Origin of the sequence: Pseudoxanthobacter soli DSM 19599 (assembly GCF_900148505.1) — a bacterium.
Taxonomy (GTDB): domain Bacteria; phylum Pseudomonadota; class Alphaproteobacteria; order Rhizobiales; family Segnochrobactraceae; genus Pseudoxanthobacter; species Pseudoxanthobacter soli.
Window position 1 is genome coordinate 74,171 of sequence record NZ_FRXO01000014.1, and the last position, 15,543, is coordinate 89,713.

General features: G+C 66.5%; 12 protein-coding genes and 1 pseudogene. 11 read left to right on the forward strand and 2 right to left on the reverse strand.

Annotated features, from left to right (window positions below; translation table 11 throughout):
- The first annotated feature begins 409 nt into the window (after positions 1-409).
- On the forward strand, positions 410-2,554 hold the full coding sequence (locus tag BUF17_RS20745) for a TonB-dependent receptor domain-containing protein (RefSeq protein WP_084565043.1): 2,145 nt from the start codon (positions 410-412) through the stop codon (positions 2,552-2,554).
- Between the two features lie 97 nt (positions 2,555-2,651).
- On the opposite strand, the gene BUF17_RS20750 is transcribed toward BUF17_RS20745, so the two are convergent.
- Together BUF17_RS20750 and BUF17_RS20755 are read right to left on the reverse strand one after the other, a co-directional pair.
- The gene (locus tag BUF17_RS20750; protein WP_073632343.1) at positions 2,652-3,698 is read right to left on the reverse strand and encodes an isopenicillin N synthase family dioxygenase; all 1,047 of its coding nucleotides are present in this window, start codon (positions 3,696-3,698) and stop codon (positions 2,652-2,654) included.
- On the reverse strand, positions 3,695-4,663 hold the full coding sequence (locus BUF17_RS20755; protein WP_073632345.1) for a LysR family transcriptional regulator: 969 nt from the start codon (positions 4,661-4,663) through the stop codon (positions 3,695-3,697). Before BUF17_RS20755 ends, BUF17_RS20750 begins: the two co-directional genes overlap by 4 nt.
- 156 nt (positions 4,664-4,819) lie before the next feature.
- Here BUF17_RS20755 and BUF17_RS20760 point away from each other — a divergent pair, with 156 nt between their 5' ends.
- The 10 genes and pseudogenes from BUF17_RS20760 to BUF17_RS20805 form a co-directional block, all read left to right on the forward strand.
- Positions 4,820-5,941 (forward strand): BMP family ABC transporter substrate-binding protein, encoded by a 1,122-nt coding sequence (locus BUF17_RS20760; RefSeq protein ID WP_073632347.1) that lies wholly within the window; start codon positions 4,820-4,822, stop codon positions 5,939-5,941.
- 48 nt (positions 5,942-5,989) lie between these two features.
- Entirely contained in the window at positions 5,990-7,561 is a 1,572-nt protein-coding gene (locus BUF17_RS20765) for an ABC transporter ATP-binding protein (RefSeq protein ID WP_084565045.1), read from the forward strand.
- Positions 7,554-8,624, forward strand: a complete 1,071-nt coding sequence (locus BUF17_RS20770; protein WP_073632349.1) for an ABC transporter permease — start codon at positions 7,554-7,556, stop codon at positions 8,622-8,624. The genes BUF17_RS20765 and BUF17_RS20770 overlap by 8 nt, the downstream gene beginning before the upstream one ends.
- A complete protein-coding gene (locus BUF17_RS20775) occupies positions 8,621-9,541 on the forward strand; it encodes an ABC transporter permease (RefSeq protein ID WP_084565047.1) in 921 nt (306 codons plus the stop codon). Before BUF17_RS20770 ends, BUF17_RS20775 begins: the two co-directional genes overlap by 4 nt.
- Positions 9,542-9,649: 108 nt before the next feature.
- Positions 9,650-9,922, forward strand: a complete 273-nt coding sequence (locus BUF17_RS20780; protein WP_073632351.1) for a PepSY domain-containing protein — start codon at positions 9,650-9,652, stop codon at positions 9,920-9,922.
- A 39-nt stretch (positions 9,923-9,961) separates the two neighbouring features.
- Positions 9,962-10,507, forward strand: a complete 546-nt coding sequence (locus BUF17_RS20785) for a cytochrome b/b6 domain-containing protein (protein WP_073632390.1) — start codon at positions 9,962-9,964, stop codon at positions 10,505-10,507.
- A complete protein-coding gene (locus BUF17_RS20790; protein ID WP_073632353.1) occupies positions 10,504-11,181 on the forward strand; it encodes a response regulator transcription factor in 678 nt (225 codons plus the stop codon). The genes BUF17_RS20785 and BUF17_RS20790 overlap by 4 nt, the downstream gene beginning before the upstream one ends.
- Positions 11,178-12,650, forward strand: a complete 1,473-nt coding sequence (locus tag BUF17_RS20795) for an ATP-binding protein (RefSeq protein ID WP_073632355.1) — start codon at positions 11,178-11,180, stop codon at positions 12,648-12,650. The genes BUF17_RS20790 and BUF17_RS20795 overlap by 4 nt, the downstream gene beginning before the upstream one ends.
- A 92-nt stretch (positions 12,651-12,742) precedes the next feature.
- Positions 12,743-13,774 (forward strand): SDR family NAD(P)-dependent oxidoreductase, encoded by a 1,032-nt coding sequence (locus BUF17_RS20800; protein ID WP_073632357.1) that lies wholly within the window; start codon positions 12,743-12,745, stop codon positions 13,772-13,774.
- A 461-nt stretch (positions 13,775-14,235) separates the two neighbouring features.
- Positions 14,236-15,543 (forward strand): annotated as a pseudogene (locus BUF17_RS20805) (methyl-accepting chemotaxis protein); the annotation flags it as partial.

The window sequence follows — 15,543 nt, forward strand, 5'->3', positions numbered from 1 at the left end:
CACATTCGGGAACCGCCCCAATGGCCGATTCGACCGACATCCCATGCCCGCGACAGGTGTCGGCCCCTCCGGCGCCTGGAGAAGCGAAACCGCGATGCAGACTGCCCCCGGCGCCTCGCGACAGCCTTGAGCGATCTCAACGCGACCGGGTGCGACCGCACCGCCCCGTCGCGCGCGCCAGGCGAGGCGCTCGTTTAAATCTGTAATAATTATACTTAAAGAGTAGCGTCTCAGATTTTAGATAATCCAATTTTATCTTGTGTCATATTTGCAATATTTAGGCATGATTCCGCCTTTTGTATGTGTCGCGCCTGTATTCTCAGTCGATCTTTCTATAGGGAGTGAGTCGCAAATCGTTCGCATTTGCGGCGCTTGTGCGGCGCCGCCAGAGACTTGTGAGGTCCTCCCGATGTCCCAGCCGAGATCCCTTTCCGCGGCGTTGCTGCTCTCCACGGCGATTGGTCTCGTCGTTTTCTCCTCGCAAGGCGCCGCCGCACAGGCGACTTCAGCCAGCCAGAGCGGCTCGGCGGCAAGCGGCACGACGACGGCAAGCGGAGCGGCCGGCACGACCTCCGGCAGCGCGACCGGAACGACGAGCGGCGGCGCTGCCTCGGCCAGCGGCCAGCTCGAACTCCAGCAGATCGATGTCTCGGGCAACAGCAGCCTCAACGCGCCCTACACCACGCCCGCCGCAGTCAGCACCGTCGGCCGCAATGAAATCCAGACCTTCGGAAACCAGCGCGTCGACGACGTGCTGCGCACCATTCCCGGCACGTTCACGCAGCAGAACCAGCAGAACCCCGGTGTCTCGGTCAATATCCGCGGCCTTGAAGGCTCGGGCCGCGTCAACATGATGATCGACGGCGTCCGCCAGGACTTCGGCTTCATGGGCCACAACGCCACCAACATGCTTTATGTCGATCCGGCCCTGCTCGCCGGTATCGATGTGCAGCGCGGCGCCGTCTCCACGGCCGGCGGCGCGGGCGCGCTTGCAGGCACCGCGAACTTCCGCACCCTCGGCGTCGGCGACATCATTTCCGGCGGCAAGAACTGGGGCGCACTCGGCAACCTGACCTATGGCACCAACGGCCAGGGGTGGGCGGAGATGCTGGCCGGTGCGGCGCGGCTCTCGCCGGGCGCGGCGATCGCCGCGGCCATCAGCAATCATCCGACGCAGAACTACACCAACGGCGCCGGCGACAGCGTGCCGAACACCGCGCAGAACCTGACCTCGGGCCTCGCCAAGCTCGAGTTCAACCCGACCGAGAACCAGAAGCTCAATCTCGGCGCCGTCATCTACAACAACCGGTTCGGCGCGAACTCCTATTACCAGACCGTCAATTCCAATACCGTCACCGCGAATTACGGCTGGAATCCCGAAAGCGACCTGATCAACTTCGCCCTCAACGGCTATTACAATCAGGTCAACATGGAATATGACCAGCCGATCACCTCCGGCAGCTATGCCGGCCGCAAGGTGGAGGATACCGGCTGGGGATTCGACACCTCCAACACGTCCGAGTTCCATCTTGGCGTCGTCGACATCAGCTCGACCTACGGCGGCGAGTGGTTCTACAACGACGTCAAGACCACCGAGGGCGGCGTCAACCCGGACGGCAACAGCGGTGTCGGCGGTCTGTTCTCGCAGACCAAGCTCACCTACGGCATGTTCGATTTCATCGCCGGCCTGCGCTACGACTATTACAAGCTCGACGGCAGCGGATATTCGACGAGCCAGGGCGGCTACTACGACGTCAACCAGAGCGAAGGCCGGTTCGACCCGAAGCTGACGCTCGCCGTGAACCCATGGAAGTGGCTGCAGGTCTATGGTTCGTGGGGACGTTCGTTCCGCGCGCCGACGACTTTCGAGACGCTGCTCGGCGGCAGCCACCCGGGCTCGACCACAAGCTTCACGCCCAATCCGGATCTGTCGCCTGAATACCAGCAGGGCTGGGAAGTCGGCCTGAACACGCTCTATCAGGGCATCCTTTCGCAGGATGACGTCGCCAAGTTCAAGCTCGACTACTACCAGATGGACGTCCAGGACTACATCACGGCCCAGTGCGCCATCTCGGGCCGCAGCTATTCCTGCTACTTCTACAACGTTCCCGGGACGTCGGTGGTGCGCGGCGTCGAGCTCGAGGGCGGCTACGATATCGGCTATGCCTTCACCAACTTCACCTACACCTACACCAACACCAACCTGCCTTCGCAGATGAACGGCCTCGGCATGCAGAGCTACATGCCGGACAACATCGCCAGCATCACCATCGGCACCCGGCTGTTCGACGAGAAGCTGGAGATCGGCGGACGCGGCAACTTCGTCTCGCGCAGCTATGTCGGCGACGTCAACAGCGTCGCGGCGGCCGATGACAACGGCTACTTGCCCGGCTACTCGCTGTTCGATCTCTACGCCACCTATCAGGTGACGGACAACCTGCAGCTCGGCATCAGCGGCACGAATATTCTCGACCGCGACTACACGCCTGCTCTGTCGCAGGCCGGAAACGGCCCCGGCCGGACCGTGCTGTTCACGGCCAAGGCCAAGTTCTGATCGCAACGTTCTGATCGCGACGGTCTGACAGGGTTCAAATACAGAAAGGCCCGGACGGAATGCCGTCCGGGCCTTTTCCTATTCTGCGCGTGCCGTCTCAGGCCTTGGCTTCGGTGTCCTTGCCGTAGTGGGCGAACGTCGCGGCAAAGCGGCCGTTGATATAGTCGCCCGACGAGATCGGCGGATATTTCGCCGGATGCTCGTCATCGACGCAGCTCGGCAGCGCCTCGACGACGGTGTCGTAGTTCGGCCCGAAGAAGAACGGGATCGAATAGCGCTCGCGCCCGGAGCGATTGATGGCGCGGTGAATGGTCGAGGCGAACAGGTCGTTGGTCCAGCGCGCCATCTGGTCGCCGACATTGACGACGAAGCAGCCGGGAACCGGATCGGCCGCGATCCATTCGCCGGCGGTGTTGAGAACCTGCAGGGCCGACACCGAATCCTGCGCGAGGATGGTGAAGCATTCATAGTCCGAGTGCGCGCCGATGCCGATCTGGCGGTCGTCGATCTCGCCGAACTGGGGCGGATAGTGCAGCACGCGCAGGGTCGCCAGCGGCTTGGTCACGAGCGCGTCGAAATAGTCCTCCTCAAGGTCGAGAGCGAGCGCGAACGCGTGCAGCAACCGGCCCGAAAGGGTCAGCATCGCCTTGTGGTAGGCCTCCAGCGCCGCGCGGAAATCGGGCTGGCCGGCGGGCCACTGATTGGGGCCGTAGAGCACCTTGCCGGCGACGACGTCGGGATCGTCGGCCGGGACATCGAGGGCGATGTCGAACGATTCATGCAGGTCGCCGCGCGCGGTCGGATCGGTATTCTCCTCAAGAAGCGCCGCATAGCCGCGATTGTTGCGCGACAGGGTGACGTGGTTCGCCATCTTGGCGTCGTCGTCGAGCGCGAAATAATGGTGCGCCGCAGCGAAGGTCGCATCGATCACGGCCTGCGGAACGTGATGATTCCTGATGTAGAGGAACCCGACCTCGGTGCAGGCCCTGCGAAGGTCGGCGGCAAGTTGCGCCTTCGCCGCGGCGTCGCCGGTGAACATCGGCTCCAGATCGATGATCGGAATCTGGTCGAAGCTGATCCGGTTCGGATCGAGCCCGCCGTTCTTCATGACGCGAACGCCGTTTCCGGTCTCCACGGTCTTCATTGCGATGGCTCCTCTCTGTGGCCGTTGGCGCCGAGAACGGTCTCGACGTAGTAGCGCGGTCCCTGAAAGCGGAAGCCGGCTGAGAAATAGCGCTTGCAGAACTCGACGAAGGCCGCCGTCTTCCGCGACACGAATTTCGGGCGGGTGAGGCGGATTTCGATCCGCTTCTCGTCCGATTCCCAATCGGACATGAGCGGCACCAGGTGGCCTCTCTCGCATTCGATATGGGCGAAGAACTTCGGCAGGTAGGCGATGCCTTCGCCCGCGACGGCGAAATATTTCACCGTCCAGTAGTCGTTGCTCATGAAGTCGCTGCGCGGCAGCAGGTCGACGACTTCGCCGCCGCGCTGCAGCCGCCAGGATTGCGGCCCCACGGCGTGGCGGTAGAGCACGCCGCGATGATCGGCGAGATCGCCCGGGCCGAGCGGCAGGCCGGACCGGGCGATGTAGTCGGGGCTGGCGAACAGACCGAACGTCGCCATGGACAGCGTCTGCCAGGCATGGCCGTCGTCGCCCGTTTCATCCCATGAAATGATCGCGTCGAACGACTGCAGCCGATCCGGGGTGAAGAGCACGTCCGGCGAGAAGAACACGAGGTCGAGCTTCACCAAGGGGTAGTGCTGGCGGAAGGCATAGAGCATCTGCGCATTGAAGGCGGTTCCGAACTCGCCGGTGGAGCCGATGCGCAGGGTGCCGGCGACATCGTCGCGAACCTCGGCGATGGCGGACCGGGCGCTTTCGCACGCCGCGAGGATCTGATGAGCGTGTTTCAGCAGTTCCGTGCCGGCATCCGTGAGTTCCAGCCCGCGACCCTCGCGCAGGAACAGTGCAGTGCCGAGATCGGCCTCGAGCTGCTTCAGTTTCAGGCTGAGCGACGACTTCGGCAGGCCGTGCAGTTTCGCGGCCGCGGACAGCGACCGGACCTCGGCGATTTTCGTGAACGTTTCCAAAGCATCGAGATTCATGAGGCGATCGTCCACATTTCTGGACGGAACTGGCGTAATTTTGGGCTGATTATTTTATTTGCATGAACGATCGTAGTGCGGCTTAATGCGCTGCACAAGAGGCCGCGTGAACGGCCTCGGAGGCGGCTCGGCCTCCGGAACAAAGGGGAACACTGCATGGCCTTCACCGGCTCACGGACGGTTGCGTCCACGCTTTCGCTCTGCGCGACGGCCTTCGCCGTCCTCGCCGCCACCAGCTTCGGCGCCGCGGCCTTCACCCTGGAAGGCCCGCCCAAGGTCGCCTTCATCTACGCCGCGTCGGCCCAGGACGGCGGCTGGAACGAGGCCATCGAGATCGGCCGCAAGGCGGTGGAGACCGAGCTCGGCCTTCCCGTGGCGGTGACCGAGAACATCCCCGAGGAAGCGACCAAGCTGCGCGCGGCCATCGACCTTTATGTGAAGCGCGGCTTCAACATCATCGTCGGGACGACATACGGCTACAGCGCGCCGATCGCGGAAGCCGCCAAGGCCTATCCCCACGTCGCCTTCCTGAACGCCTCCGGCACCACCAACGGCGAAAACCTCGAGAGCTTCTACGCCCGCACCTATCAGGGCTGGTATCTCGCCGGCATCGTCGCCGGAGAGGCCACGAAGACCAAGAAGGTGGGCATGCTCGCCGGCTTCCCCGTCGGCGTCGTCAACTGGGACATCAACAGCTTCGCCCGCGGCGCCCAGTCGGTCGATCCGGCCATCGAGACCGTGGCGGTCTACACCAATTCCTGGTGGGACCCGGTCAAGGAAGGCCAGGTCTCCGAAGCGATCCTCGATCAGAAGGCCGACGTGATCGCGACCGACCTCAGCGCCACCTCGGCGCTCGACGCCGCCGAGAAGCGCGGCGCCTATGCCATCGGCTACCAGCTCGACATGTCCAAGGCCGCGCCGAAGGGCATCCTGACGTCGGTGGTGTTCCGCTGGGACCGCTATCTCGTGCCCACCATCAAGAGCATCGCCGCCGGCACCTGGAAGCCGCAGGAATATGGCGCGTTCGAGGGCCTGGCGAGCGGCGTCGTGGATCTCGCGCCTTATGGCCCGAGCGTCACCGAGGAGACCAAGGCCAAGGTCGCCGCCGCCAAGCAGGCGATCATCGACGGCAAGCTCGATCCGTTCCAGGGCCCGCTCTACAAGCAGGACGGCTCGCTGGCGGTTGCCGAAGGCAAGACGATCGACGACGAAGCGCTCTGGAACATGAATTTCTTCGTCAAGGGTATTGTCGGCACGATGCCTGCATCGGCTCAGTGAGCGAGAGCGGGCGGCATTCCGCCCGCGCCCGAAGCAGGCCACGCGCACATGACCTTACCGGTTGAAGACACGACCGCCCCGCCGCGCACCCCCGTGCGCGGCGAACGGCATCCCGGTGCCGCGCCAGCGCTGGAGATGCAAGGCGTCTCCAAAGCGTTCGACGGCCGGCCGGCCCTGATTGACGCTTCGTTCAGCCTCGCCTGGGGCGAGGTCCACGCGCTCGTCGGCGAGAACGGCGCGGGCAAGTCGACGCTGATGAACGTCGCGACCGGGGTCTATGCCGCGGATTCGGGCACCGAGATCGTCGATGGCGAGGCGATCGCCATTCGTGGGCCGGGCGATGCCACGGCCGCCGGCCTCGGCATGGTTCACCAGCACTTCCGGCTTGTCGGCCGCTTCTCGGTGGCCGAGAACGTGCTGCTTGCGCTCGGCCGGGGCAGCCACGTGCGCTCGGTCGCGGAGGCGGCGGACCTCGTCGCCGCGAAGGCGGCCGAAGTCGGCCTCGGCGTCCGGCCGGATGCGATGGTCGCCAACCTCTCGGTCGCCGAACGGCAGCGCGCCGAGATCCTGAAGGTTCTCGTGCTCGGCGCGCGCATCGTCATCCTGGACGAACCGACGGCGGTGCTGACCGAAAGCGAGGCGGATGCGCTGCTCGCCTTCACCCGCCGGCTGGCCGACCAGGGCCATGCCGTGGTGTTGATCACCCACAAGCTTCGCGAAGTCGCGGCGCGCAGCGACCGCGTCACCGTGATGCGCCAGGGCCGGACCGTGCTTGCGGGCGCGCCGACGGCCGGACTCGATATCGGCGAGGTCGCGCGGCTCGCAGTCGGCTCGTCCCTCGGCGTGTCGGAGCGGCCGGGATCGACGCCCGGGCGCGAACGTCTCAGTCTCGCCTCGCTCTCGATGGTGCGGTCGGACGGCACGACGGCGCTCGACGGCCTGTCGCTCGACCTTCGGGCCGGCGAGGTGCTCGGCATCGCCGGCGTCGGCGGCAACGGACAGCAGGAACTGGTCGAATGCCTCGCCGGGCTCGCCCAGCCCGCAGCTGGCACGATGACGCTCGACGGCCGCGATATCGGGCCGCTCTCGATCCGCGCCCGCCGCCGCCTGGGACTTCGGGTCATCCCCTCCGACCGCTTCGATACCGGACTGGTCGGCCCGATGAGTGTGGCGGAGAACCTCGCCTTGACCGGCGTCGCCGAGGGCAGGTTCGGCGGGCCGCTCTTTCTCAGCCGCGCGCGGATGCGCGCCGCCGCTGAGCGCGCCATCGCCACCTTCGACATCCACGGCGCGGCGCCCGGCCGCGTCACCAGCCTGCTGTCCGGCGGCAACGCCCAGAAGGTGCTGCTCGCCCGCGAACTCGACGACGGGCTGACGGTGCTGGTCGCCCATTCGCCGGCCCGCGGCCTCGACGTGAAGGCGACGCGGGCCGTCCACGATCTCGTCAAGGCGGCGGTCGAAGCCGGCGCGGCCTGCCTTCTCATCAGCGAGGATCTGGAGGAAGTGCTGTCGCTTTCCCACCGGGTCGCGGTGATGAACCGGGGCCGGATCGCCGGCGAGATGCCGATCGAGAACGCGACCACCGAGCGCATCGGAGCCTTGATGATCGGCCATGCTTGATTCCACCGTGCTCGTCCGCCGCCAGGAGACGCCGCTCTGGCTTTCCATCGCCGCCTATGCCGGCGGTCTCATCGTCGGCCTTGCCGTCTCGGCGGCGCTGCTCGTGTTCGTCGGCGTGCCGCCCGAGGCGCTGATCGACGAATTTCTCGTCGAGACGTTCCTCACCTCCGACGGTCTCGCCCAGACGGCGACGGCCGCCATCCCGCTGATTCTGGTCGGCCTCTCGGCGACCGTGGCCATGCGCGTCAGCTTCTGGAATATCGGCGTCGAGGGCCAGCTCTGGCTGGGGGCCATCGGGGCGAGCTGGATCGCCCTCGGCAATATCGGCCCGGAAGCCGTGCGGTTGCCGTTGATGCTCGTCGCCGCGGCTGTTGCCGGCGCGGCCTGGATCGCGCTGCCGATGGTTCTGAAGATGCGCTGGAACGTCAGCGAGGTGATCTCGACGCTGCTGCTCGGCAACGTCGCGTTCCTGCTGGTTCAGCACCTGTTGTTCGGCGCCTGGCGCGATCCGGCCAACAGCTTCCCGATCTCGGCCGCGCTCGACCCGGCAGAAGAGTTTTCGCCCCTCGGATGGGGACAGGTCCACACCGGGCTCTGGCTGGCGCTCGGCGCCGGGGTCGTGGTCTGGTTCGTGCTCGAACGCACGCGGATCGGATTCTATGCCCGGGCCGTCGGCCTCAATCCCTCGGCGGCGCGCGCGACCGGCCTGCCCGTCCGGCTCACCACCAGCCTCCTCGCGCTTGCATCCGGTGCGCTCAGCGGCCTCGCCGGCGCCTCCATCGTCGCCGGTACGGAACATCGCCTGACCCAGACGCTTGGCAACGGCTATCTCTTCAGCGCCATCGTCATCGCCTTCCTGGCGCGGGCGCGGCCGGTGGCTGCCGTGGCCATCGCCTTCGTGCTCGGCGGCGTCTTCACCGCCGGCAGCGTGCTGAAGGTGTTCTACTCGATCTCCGAGGCGGTGATCGTGCTGATCCAGGGCGCGGTGCTGCTCTCCGTGCTGTCCGCCGAATTCTTCGCCACGTACCGCATCAACCGGCCGCCGAGGGGGAACGCGCAGTGACGGATTTCCTGATCGGCTGGTTCGCCATCATCCCGAGCTATGCGACGCCGCTGCTGCTCGCGAGCCTCGGGCTGATCCTGTCGGAGCGGGCGGGCGTGCTCAATCTCGGTCCGGAAGGACTGATGGCCGTGGGCGCCATGGCGGCTGCGGTCGCCGTGCTGGGCGGGCTCGACCCGTGGCTCGGCATCGCGCTTGGCGTCGGCGCGGCGATCGTGCTCTCGCTGGTGTTCGGCATCGCGGTCGTCGTGTTCCGGGCCAACCAGACGCTGGCGGGCCTTGCGATCGTCGCCATCGGCCTCGGCGTGACCGGTGCCGTCGGCCGCCCCTACGTGCAGCAGACCTTCGGCGGTATCGGCCGTTTCGGCGACGATGCGGCCGCGACCGGGCTCTGGCGGATCGTCGCCCATCAGGACCCGCTGGTGGTGGCCTCGCTGGTGCTGGTGGTCGCGCTGCGCTGGTGGCTTGCGCGAACGCGGCCGGGGCTGCGGCTGCGGGCCGTCGGCGAGGACCCCGGTACGGCCGACGTCGCCGGTGTCGACGTGCAATTGACCCAGCTCGGCGCGGTGATCGCCTGCGGCGCCCTGTGCGGGCTTGCCGGTGCGTATCTGTCCGTCGCCGCGAGCCACGTCTGGGTCGAGGGAATGATCGCCGGCCGCGGCTGGATCGCGGTGGCGCTCGTGATCTTCGCGCGCTGGGAACCGGGCCGCGCCCTGCTCGGCGCGCTGGTGTTCGGCGGCGCCGACGCGCTCGTGCCGCGTCTCCAGGCGATCGGCGCCGACGTCCCGACCTATCTCATGATGATGCTGCCCTATCTGCTGACGCTGACGGTGCTGGCGGCCTCGTCGATCCTCGGCCACAGCCGCTTCGCGGAGCCAGGTCACCTCGGCCGCGCCTATATCCGCCAGGACAAGCACTGACGGCGGCGGCGGAGAAATTCGCCGCCGCTGACGGCGAACAGACAGGTTCGGCAGGCTAAGCCCTTTCCATCGCCCTCTGGTGGGCGTTCAGGAAAGGACTTCGCAATCATGAATTTCAAGCTTCTCGCCGCTGCCGTTGCGTTCGCCGCGCTGCCGTCCATCGCGCTCGCCAGCCCGAGCTGCACCACCGAGCCGCAGTCCAAGTGGATGAGCCAGGACGCCATGAAGGCGAAGGTCGCCTCGCTCGGCTATCAGGTGAAGGTCTTCAAGATCACCGGAAGCTGCTACGAGATCTACGGCAAGACCAAAGACGGCAAGCGCGCCGAGGTCTATTTCAACCCGGTCTCCGGCGAGATCGTGAAGTCCGAGATCGACGGCTGATCGATGGCCGGCAAGGCACAGCGGTCGACGGAGGCGGCGATGCCCGCCTCCCGGCCTGCCCGGGGTCCAGAAACCACCGTCAAGGTCTGGGATCCGGTCGTGCGCCTGTTTCACTGGACGGTGGTGACCGCGTGCGTGCTGAACCTCTTCATTCTGGAAGAGGGCCACTACTGGCACCGGGTGACGGGCTATGTCGTCGCCGCGGTGCTGATCGTTCGCGTCGTGTGGGGCTTCGTCGGCACGCCCTACGCCCGGTTCGCCCAGTTCTTTCCGACGCCCTCAAAGGTCTTCGGCCAGATCGGCGACATGCTGGACGGGCGCGAGAAACGCTATATCGGCCACAATCCGCTGGCATCGGTGATGATGCTGACGCTGATGGCCCTGCTCGCCGCAACGTGCCTGACGGGCTGGATGCAGACACTCGATGCCTTCTGGGGCGAGGAGTGGCTTGAGAACGTGCATGCGATCCTTGCCAACAGTATCATGGTGCTCGCCCTCCTTCATGCGGCGGCGGCGATCTTCGAAAGCTGGCGGCACAAGGAAAATCTCGTCTGGGCGATGGTAACGGGGCGCAAGCGCGCATGAGGCTTCTGCTGATCGAGGACAGCGCGCGGCTTCGCGAACTGGTCACCGAAACGGTGCGCGAGGCCGGCTGGCGGATCGACGCCTTCGGATCGGCGGCGGAGGGACGGCTCGCCCTCGACGCCGCCGCGTTCGACCTCGTGCTGCTCGATCTCGGCCTGCCGGACGAAGACGGGCTCGACCTGCTGCGCGGCATCCGGAAGGGCGGATGCCAGATGCCCGTGCTGGTGCTGACGGCGCGCGGGGCCGTCGACGAGCGCATCGCCGGGCTGGATGCCGGTGCCGACGACTATCTCGTGAAGCCGTTCAACAACGGCGAGCTTCTGGCGCGCATCCGGGCGCTGCTGCGACGCGCCCCGTCGGTGGCGATGCCGGTGCTGGAATTCGCCGGCCTGCGCTTCGACGTGCAGGCGATGGCCGCGCGCTGCGGCGACGAGGACCTTCCGCTCGCCCCGTCCGAACGGTCGCTGCTGGAACTCCTCATGCGCAACGGCGGCAAGGTGGTGCCGAAGCGCAGGATCGAGGGGATGCTGTCGGAGTTCGGCGACGAGAAATCGGCGAACGCGGTGGAACTTGCCGTCTCGCGGCTGCGCCGCAAGCTGGAAGGCCGGCCGACGGGAACCGCTATCGAAACCATCCGCGGCGTCGGCTACCTGTTGCGGGAGGCACGCCCTTGACGGCGGCACCTCGCCCAGCCCGCAGCCGCTCGCTCGGCAGCATCGTCGCCCGGCGCATCACGATCTTCGCCGTGCTGGCGATGGTCGTGCAACTCGTGCTGGTCTTCGTCGACTGCTATCTGAACGAGAACGAGCTTTCGCGCCAGTTTCTGGAGCAGGAAACGGACCTTCTGTCCGCCGGCCTATCCGGGCAGGGAGAGGACATCTCCTACCGGCTCCCCGACGACGCGGCGGAGCGTTACGGCCGGCCCGATTCCGGGTACTTCGCGCGGATCAGGACCGATGACGGCCGCGTCCTGTTCTCGTCCCCGGACGCCGGACGCGCCGGACACTTCCTGCCGATCGACCTCACGCCACCGACCTTCTGGGTCCGGACGCTGCACCCCGGCAAACCGCTCAATCTCGCCGGCGGCCGTTCGGTCATGTTCCACGGCGAAGGAATCCTGATCGAAGTCGTGACCCTCGGCGACCCCGACGGCGTCGTGTTCGAGGTGCTGTGGCAGGAGGTGATCGAGCAGATGATCGTGCCGATGGGCATCCTCCTCGTGCTCGTGCTGGGCGGGACCACATTTTCGGTCCGCAAGGCTCTGAAGCCGGTTCACGCGGCGGCGCGGGCCGCAGAAGCCCTCGACCCGATGGATGCCCGCTCCCACCTGCAGACGGACGGCATGCCGCGCGAAGTCGCGGTGCTGGCCGAGGCGGTCAACCGTGCATTCGGCCGGGTCGGCGACCTGATCCAGTCCCAAAGGCTGCTGACCTCCGGCATCGCCCACGAGGTGCGTACGCCGCTCGCCGCGATGAAGCTCGAACTCGGGCGCATCGACCACCCGCGCGCCCGCAAGGCGGAGGCCGATCTCGACGAACTCGTCCGGTTCGTCGGCCAGATGACCAGCCTCGCCCGGCTCGACGGCTTCGACCACGGCGCGTTCCGGCCGGAAAGGCTCGATCGCCTCGCCGAGGACGTTGTCGAGACGCTGGCCCCCTGGGCCTACGACCGCGGACATTCCCTCGCGCTCGAAGGCCACGCCGCGGCGCCCTTGCCCGTTGCCGGAAGCCTGATCAGGGACGCGATCCGCAACCTCGTCGAGAACGCGGTGAAGCACACGCCGGAAGGCACCGCCATCACCGTCCGTGTCGCCGACGGCCGCGTCGACGTCTGCGACGTGCGCCCGCCGCGCTCCGCGGGGCCGGAGAGCGCACCCGGAAGCCCGGGCGCAGACGTGCGTGCCGGCGATCGCATGGGCATCGGCCTCAAGATCGTCGAGCGCATCGCCGCGCTGCACGGCGGCGCGTTCACGTTCGTGCGCACCGCCGACGGATCGACGGCGTCGTTGTCGCTCAGAACATCCACCTCGGAGAATGCGCCCGCCGACCCGGGAAATGCCGGACGAGCGACATACGGACCCGTCTACGCGGCCCGCGATGTCGTCCATACGGCCGAGCTGGAAGGAAATACTTCTCCCCGCTAACTGTCGTCGAATTGTTACAGTTTTTACTTGAATATTGACATTTTATATTTTTGATGATATCGAGCTTGGAGTATATTTATAAGAGTAGGACGATGCGCTTCCTGATTACGGGCACGGCCGGCTTCATCGGTTTTCACTTGGCCCGCCGCCTGCTCGACGAAGGGCATTTCGTCGTCGGTTTCGACGCGATGACCGACTATTACGACCGCACGCTCAAGGAAGCGCGCCACGCGGTGCTCGCCCGGTCAAACGCGTTCCACCCGGTGATCGCCCGGCTTGAGGATGCCGACGCCCTGGACCAGGCCGCGGATCGCGCGGAACCGGACGTGATCGTTCATCTCGCCGCGCAGGCGGGCGTTCGCTATTCGCTGGAGCATCCGCGCGCCTACTTCGATTCGAATCTCGAGGGTTCCTACAACGTCCTGGAGCTTGCACGCCGCACGTCGCCCCGGCACCTGCTGCTGGCGTCGACCAGTTCGGTCTACGGCGCCAACGACCGCATGCCGTTCTCCGAGAACGACAGTGCCGACTGGCCGATGACGCTTTACGCGGCCACCAAGAAGGCCGCAGAGGGGATGGCGCACTCATACGCCCATCTCTGGAAGATTCCGACGACCTGCTTCCGCTTCTTCACCGTTTACGGCCCGTGGGGCCGGCCCGACATGGCACTCTTCAAGTTCGTCGCCTCGCTTCGAACCGGCAAGCCGATCGAGATCTACGGCAACGGCGAGATGAAGCGCGACTTCACCTATATCGACGACCTGATCGAGGCGATCGTCAGGCTGATCGGCGCCGCGCCGCAGGAAGGCCGGCCGGTCGTGGCCGACGGCATCGCGGACTCGCTGTCGCCGGTCGCGCCGTGGCGCGTCGTCAACATCGCCGGTGGCCGCCCCGTCGGCCTCATGGACTTCATTGCCGCCATCGAGGCCGCGGTGGGCCAGACGCTCGCCAAGGTCATGCTGCCGATGCAGCCGGGCGACGTGCCGGCGACCTTCGCGGACCATCGCCTGCTGGAGGCGTTGACGGGATACCGGCCAGAGACGCCGGTCTCCGTCGGCGTCCGCGCCTTCGTCGACTGGTACCGCGACTACTACCGCGTGGCCGTGGGACAGGCGGTGCCGTGATACCCGCCTTCTGCCAGGGATGACGGCATCGGGAGCACGCACGCGCGTGCCACTTATCGTTGGATTAGCGATACTTTTCCCTGCGAAAATCCATTAGCTGAAATAACGTCTTGATAACCGTAATATTTTGTTGCGGTTCATCAAATAAGACGTTTGACTAAGAACGAACGTGAAGCCATTTTCGTTCTTCGGAATGAACGCTCGCGCGTGTTGAACTGTCATATCTCGTGAATGACATTCAAACGATTCTATTTCTATTGTCTTTCCCCTGGAAGGGCTGATCCAGCGGAAAGAGTTGACGTCAATTGTTTGATCGGGCCTTCCCGCCGGCATCCACGCGATACGGCGGATGGCCGGAAGGGGGCCGAATGTCCGTTGTCGATGCCGATCTGCCGTTTCCGCACGAGGCCGAAGCGTCCACGCCACACCGCCGGGCGCGGGGCGGATTGCTGTCGAACGTCCGGGTGCTGACCAAGATGCTGATGGTCGTGGGCATCCTCGGCCTTGTGGCTGCCGGCATCACGGCACTCGGGGTGCAGTCGCTGAGGAACATCAACGCGGCTGCGGAGGACATGGAGCGGCACGGCGCATTCGCGCTGGAAGCCGTCCGGCTCAATGCCGCGGTCGTCGCCCTCAACCGCGCGGAGTTCCAGGTCGCGGTCGATCCGAGCGCCAAGAACCGTGACTCCGTGGCGCGGGCGGTCGAGGCGGAGATGGCCAGCACCGACAAGATTCTCACGTCGCTGTCCGGCAGTCTCGGTGGCGACGAGGCCAAGCTCCTCAAGCAGCTCCAGAGCATCTACGGACGCTATCTGAAGGAGTTGCAGCACACGATGACGGTGGCCGCCGAAGTCGGCGACATCGAGGTGGGCGAGGAGGCAAAGCGTCTGCAAGGCGGCGCGATGCGAAGCCGGATGCTGGCCGAGACGCTGCGGGACAGGACCCGCGAGCTTTCGGCGAAACTCGCCGCGGACGTGACGACCATCTCCGAGGCGGCCCACGCGGAATATCGCCGGATCTCGCTGGTGATGATCGGCGTGGCGTCGGGCGGGATCGTGGCGGGGCTGGCGCTCGGCGTGCTCATCGCCCAGTTCGGCATCGCCCGGCCCATCGGCGCCATCGTCGCCACCCTCCAGCGCCTCGCCGCCGGCGACTTCTCCGCCGAGATCGTCGGCGATACCCGCAAGGACGAGGTCGGAGACGTCGCCCGGACCGCCATCGTCTTCCGCGAGAACGGCCTCGAGAAGGCCCGCCTCGAGCGCGACGCCGAGGAGACCAAGGCCCGCGCCGATGCCGAAAAGCGCGCCGCCATGCACGCTCTCGCCGACGGCTTCGAGGCCTCTCTCGGCGGCATCGTCACCGTCGTCTCCGCCGCCGCGACCGAGCTGGAGGCCACCGCCCAGACCATGACCGCCTCCACCGGCGAGACCTCGTCCCGCAGCGCCGTCGTCGCCGGCGCCTCGGAGCAGGCCTCCGCCAACGTCCAGACCGTCGCCGCCGCCGCCGAGGAACTCGCGAGCTCCGTCGCCGAGATCGGCCGCCAGGTCGAGGAATCCGCCCGCATGGCCCGCGAGGCCGCCGACCATGCCGGCGACACCGCCGCCAAGATGCAGACCCTCTCCGCCGCCGCCGGCGACATCGGCGCCGTCGTCGATCTCATCAGCGCCATCGCCCAGCAGACCAACCTGCTCGCCCTCAACGCCACCATCGAGGCGGCGCGGGCCGGCGATGCCGGAAAGGGCTTCGCCGTGGTCGCCGCCGAGGTCAAG